The organism is Bacteroides xylanisolvens XB1A (assembly GCF_000210075.1).
GTDB lineage: Bacteria > Bacteroidota > Bacteroidia > Bacteroidales > Bacteroidaceae > Bacteroides > Bacteroides xylanisolvens.
Window position 1 is genome coordinate 419,492 of sequence record NC_021017.1, and the last position, 4,981, is coordinate 424,472.

Annotated in this window: 3 protein-coding genes and 1 pseudogene; all 4 read left to right on the top strand. The window is 39.8% G+C overall.

The features are described from left to right. Positions 1-141 precede the first annotated feature (141 nt). Complete coding sequence (locus BXY_RS01730; protein WP_015531067.1) at positions 142-762, top strand: RNA polymerase sigma factor; 621 nt, start codon at positions 142-144, stop codon at positions 760-762. Between the two features lie 5 nt (positions 763-767). Continuing rightward, positions 768-1,760, top strand: a complete 993-nt coding sequence (locus BXY_RS01735; RefSeq protein WP_015531068.1) for a FecR family protein — start codon at positions 768-770, stop codon at positions 1,758-1,760. 27 nt (positions 1,761-1,787) lie between these two features. After that, positions 1,788-2,543 (top strand): creatininase family protein, encoded by a 756-nt coding sequence (locus BXY_RS01740; protein ID WP_052587824.1) that lies wholly within the window; start codon positions 1,788-1,790, stop codon positions 2,541-2,543. Between the two features lie 403 nt (positions 2,544-2,946). Further along, positions 2,947-4,981: pseudogene (locus BXY_RS01745) on the top strand (SusC/RagA family TonB-linked outer membrane protein); the annotation flags it as partial.

Genomic DNA, 4,981 nt, shown 5'->3' on the forward strand with positions numbered 1-4,981 from the left:
GTTCCTCATTTTAATGGGGATTGTTAATCGGGGACTTTTTTCGTAAATACCTCTAGGTTTTCTAAGGAATTTGCTACATTTGCTCTTCATAAAGAGAGAAACATTTAGTTCTTTTGGAAACAAGTAAACAAAATCCGAAGAATGAAAAACAAGATTGACCAATATACTGATACAGATGATGAGAAACTCTTCGCCTTGATTGAACAAGGTGATGAAGGAGCTTTCACCCAAGCCTATGAAAGGTATCATAAACTATTATATGTATTAGCCTATCGTTATTTAATGAGTTCTGATATGGCAGAAGATGTAGTGCAACATGTCTTTAGCCGTTTGTGGGAATTTCGTTCAGAACTACGTGTGGGAATCAGCCTAAAGAACTATCTCTTTACGATGACAAAAAATCATGTCTTGAACTTGATTCGTAATGAAAACAGCGCGATTGCAAAGAACTATGAGATGGCACAATCCGCTTCGCCTTACGAAGATAATCTGATAGAAAAACTGGAGAAAAAAGAGTTGATGTCCAGTTTTTATAAAGCTGTGGATATGCTTCCTGCGCAAAAACGGGATATTTGCTTGATGAAAGTACAGGAGGAACTGACAAATCAAGAAATTGCAGAACGGATGAATTTATCCGTAAATACTATCAAGACGCATTATTCGGAAGCGTTGAAACTTCTCCGTATCCATCTAAGTAAGATGTTAATAATTGTTGCATTTACCACACTAATGACCTTTTTGAGTGTCCATTTAATAAAGTGATAAAAATGAATAGACCTACTGATAAACAAATAGAAGAAGTTCTGGCAGGAATTGCCAGCCCGGAAGATGCTAAATATGTGGCAGAGTGGTTTGCCACGGAAGAAGGTAGCGACTATCTCGAAGCCGCTATGACACGGGATTCCGAACTGATAAAAAATGAGTATGCAGACTTGTATGTAGACCATGATATTCCTTCAAAGAAAATATTAGAACAGATACGGAAGAACATTCGCATCAAGAAGTTGAAGCGTGTCTGTTTCCGAGTTGCAGCCGTATTGATACCTGTTGTCTTAATTGTCGGACTTTATATACAACTGAACTCAAAAGTCGACCTGTTCGGCACTTCCGAATATGAGGAAGTGGTGGTAGATAAAGGAGAACGCATACAAATCATGTTTCAGGACGGAACAAAAGTATATATCAATTCTGATTCGAAACTAAGATACCCGAAGAAGTTTGCTTTGAACACCCGGGAAGTTTATCTTGAAGGAGAAGCCTATTTCGTAGTAGCTAAAAATAAGAACCGTCCTTTTATAGTCAATTTAAGTGGACCGGCAATTCATGTATTGGGAACTTCTTTCAATGTACAGGATTACCCGGAGAATAAGGATATAGTAGTATGTCTGGATGAAGGAAATATTAATCTTACCCTTCCTACGGAAAAGAAATACCCGGTGCAACCCGGCGAAAGATTAGTGTACAACAAAGATAACCAGCAGTGTACTATTTCCAAAATGAACGATATGCAACGCCTATCGATGTGGAAACAGAATGTGATAGTATTTAAAGATACCCCGTTGCCGGAAGTCATTAAAATATTGAACCGCTGGTATAATGTAGAGTTTAAAGTCGAAGATGAAAACGTTTTGAAGTATGTCTATACATTGACTTCGGACAATACATTATTAGAGAAAGTATTAATGGATTTAGAGAAAATCGCTCCGGTGAAGTTTGAGTATAATGAAGATAAGAAAGAAGTGATAGTAAAAATGAAATAATATAATCATTAGAAATAAATGGGGTATATGAATAAAGAAGTGGATTTATCCGTATCTTGTTATGGAAAAGTAAAAGACAGGAAATATGATATTGTGATATTGCCGTGGGGAGCTACTGAACCTCATAATCTGCATTTGCCATATATGACAGATTGTATTCTTTCCCATGATGTAGCAGTTGATGCTGCATTGATAGCTAAACAGAAATATGGCGTGAACTGCATGGTTATGCCACCCATCGGCATGGGTTCACAAAATCCGGGACAACGGGAACTTCCCTTCTGTATCCATACGCGTTATGAAACACAGAAAGCAATACTGACTGATATTGTTTCTTCCCTTTATGTTCAAGGTATCCGAAAATTGGTTATTATCAACGGGCATGGAGGCAATACTTTTAAAAGTATGATTCGTGATTTGTCGGTAGACTATCCTGACTTCCTGATAGCATCGAGTGAATGGTACACCGTGTTAAAGGTAAAGGACTATTTTGAAAATCCGGGTGACCATGCAGATGAAGTCGAGACATCCGTAATGATGCACTATCACCCCGAATTAGTCAATCTTGAAGAAGCAGGGAATGGAGAATATAAAACTTTTGCCATACAATCTTTGAATGAAAAAGTAGCATGGATTCCCAGGAACTGGGGGAAAGTATCTAAAGATACCGGTGTTGGCGATCCACGTGGAGCTTCCGTAGAAAAAGGAAAGAAGTTTGCGGAAGCAGTCGCAGAGAAATATGCAAAGCTCTTTGACGAATTGGTGAATCAGGAACTTTACTAGATTGCAAAAAATATAGTGACGCTATCCTTTTGTGATAGTGACGGTATCCGGTAAGTATAGCGTCACTATGTGAACAGGATACCGTCACTATCACAAAAGACTGTTTCTAGCGAATTGCCAAGAACACGAATCTATTGTTATAAGTCCTTCTGAAAATAAAATCCGGAAGGACTTTTCTTTTTATATCCCATTTTCCTACAAATAAAAACTAAACTATATCTTGCTGAAAACTAATGTATTATCATACGAAAATTTATTGGAAATAAAAAAACTTCAGAAAAAAACGTTTTTTCCCTCACCCGCTTCTTAATCTCGTGTGTCCACTAAATACAAAGAGATTAAGAACCTATTTATAACTTTAAACAAACTAAGTATGAAGAACAAAGTATTGCTTGTATTGTTATTGAGCTTTGCTGTAAGTCTTGCGGCGTCGGCTCAGAAAATAACAATGAATCTTCAACAAGTCAAGTTGGAGAAAGTCTTTTCGCTCATTACTAAACAGACAGGACTTACGGTAGCATATAGCCGTACGATTGTCAATCCCGAACGGATTGTTTCTGTCCAGGCAAAAGACAAAGACCTTTCTAAAGTATTGGATGATTTATTCGCAGGTACAAATGTAGCTTATGAAATTGGAGAGAAGAAAATATATTTGAAAGCAAAAGAAGCTCCCGTTACATCACAAGGGAGCCAAAAAACAAAGAAAATAACGGGAACCGTGACAGATACCAAAGGCGAACCAGTAATTGGTGCCAGTGTATTGGTGAAAGGAGCGGGGACAGGTACTGTGACAGATGTAGATGGTAACTTTACATTGGATGCTCCGGCAGACGCTCTTCTGGCTGTCAGTTATATTGGTTATAAAACACAGGAAGTAAAGGTTGGGAATAAGAACTCATATTCTATCCAATTGCAGGACGACACCGAAGTACTGGATGAAGTCGTAGTAGTTGGTTACGGCGTGCAGAAGAAATCAAGCCTGACAGGTGCCGTTGCTTCCATCTCTTCTCAGGAAATCAGCAAACAGGTATCATCTAATGTTGCTTCAAGCTTACAGGGGCGTACACCGGGTGTAGACATCGTGCAGCAAGCTGGTGTTGCTGGGGCAGATGTAAACATCGTGATTCGCGGTGCCGCTTCTTTTGGCGCTACCGAACCTCTGTATGTCATTGATGGAGCATTCAGTAATGCCGGATTAAGCTCATTGAATCCCAATGATATTGAATCTATCGAAGTACTGAAAGACGGTGCGGCAGCCGCTATCTACGGTTCACGTGCCGCCAATGGGGTCGTTTTGATTACTACCAAGAAAGGAAAGTCCGGTAAGCCCGTCATTCAGATAGACGGTTCGTTCGCTTTCCAGAAAACGACTAATATTCCGGAGTTCCTCAATGCATCGGAATGGAGAGAGTTTGCCAATATGGTGGCAGATAACAGTGGCTTGCCTCATGCACCGGAGAATGACAATCCCACCAATCCGAACCTGAATACCGACTGGTCAGAAGAATGGATACAGTTTGCTCCGGTATGGAATCTGAATGCCAGTATCGCAGGGGGTGGGGACAACTCTACTTTCAGCACAAGCCTTGGTTATCTTGACCAAACCGGTATGACGATTTATTCGGATTATAAACGTTATAACTTCCGCCTGAATACCTCTTATAAAAAAGGACGTTTCTCATTTTCCGAAACTCTCGGACTGACGCATAAGGATAAAACTCCTACAACAGCTTTCAACATAGCTTTACCAACGTTACCTATTTATGATGAACAAGGACGGTTTACCTCTGGTGGCCCTGATTATTACATCAACCCCGAAGATGGCAAGGCGCAGAATAAGATAGCCCCGTTACATTATACAGACCAGTTTAATAAAGTGACGGATTTAATCGGCTCTTTAAATGCCCAACTGGATATTTGGGGCGGCTTAAAATACAAATTATCGTTAAGTGGAAATTATAGCAATAAGCATAATTACACCCATACCCCCGAGTTCTATACAAAGTGGAACTCGGATGGAACTCCCGATAAAGATTATGGCAACACACGTAACAGTGTATCGGAAACAAGAGGTGAAGAGTTCACTTATACGATTGATAACTTGCTGACTTACAACAAAACATTCAACCGTCACTCAATAGACGCTTTATTAGGAACAAGCTGGATGAGAGAATACTATCGTTACATGACCAACTCTACCATTAACGATTTGGGAGGAACGGATATTACCGGATTCCAAAATGAAGATGGTAAGATTTCGGCAGGCGACAGTAATGCAGCATTGCTCTCTTTCTTCGCCCGTGTGAACTACGATTATGATAATAAATATCTGCTATCCTTGAGTATCCGCCGGGATGAATCTTCCAAATTCCATAAAGACAATAGAGTAGGTTACTTCCCCTCTGTCTCTGCCGGATGGAATGTGCACCAGGAAAAAT

Bases quoted from the DNA above. Each gene is read 5' to 3' on its own strand.
- BXY_RS01735 (WP_015531068.1), top strand. From the start codon at position 768: ATGAATAGACCTACTGATAAACAAATAGAAGAAGTTCTGGCAGGAATT.
- BXY_RS01740 (WP_052587824.1), top strand. From the start codon at position 1,788: ATGAATAAAGAAGTGGATTTATCCGTATCTTGTTATGGAAAAGTAAAA.
- BXY_RS01730 (WP_015531067.1), top strand. From the start codon at position 142: ATGAAAAACAAGATTGACCAATATACTGATACAGATGATGAGAAACTC.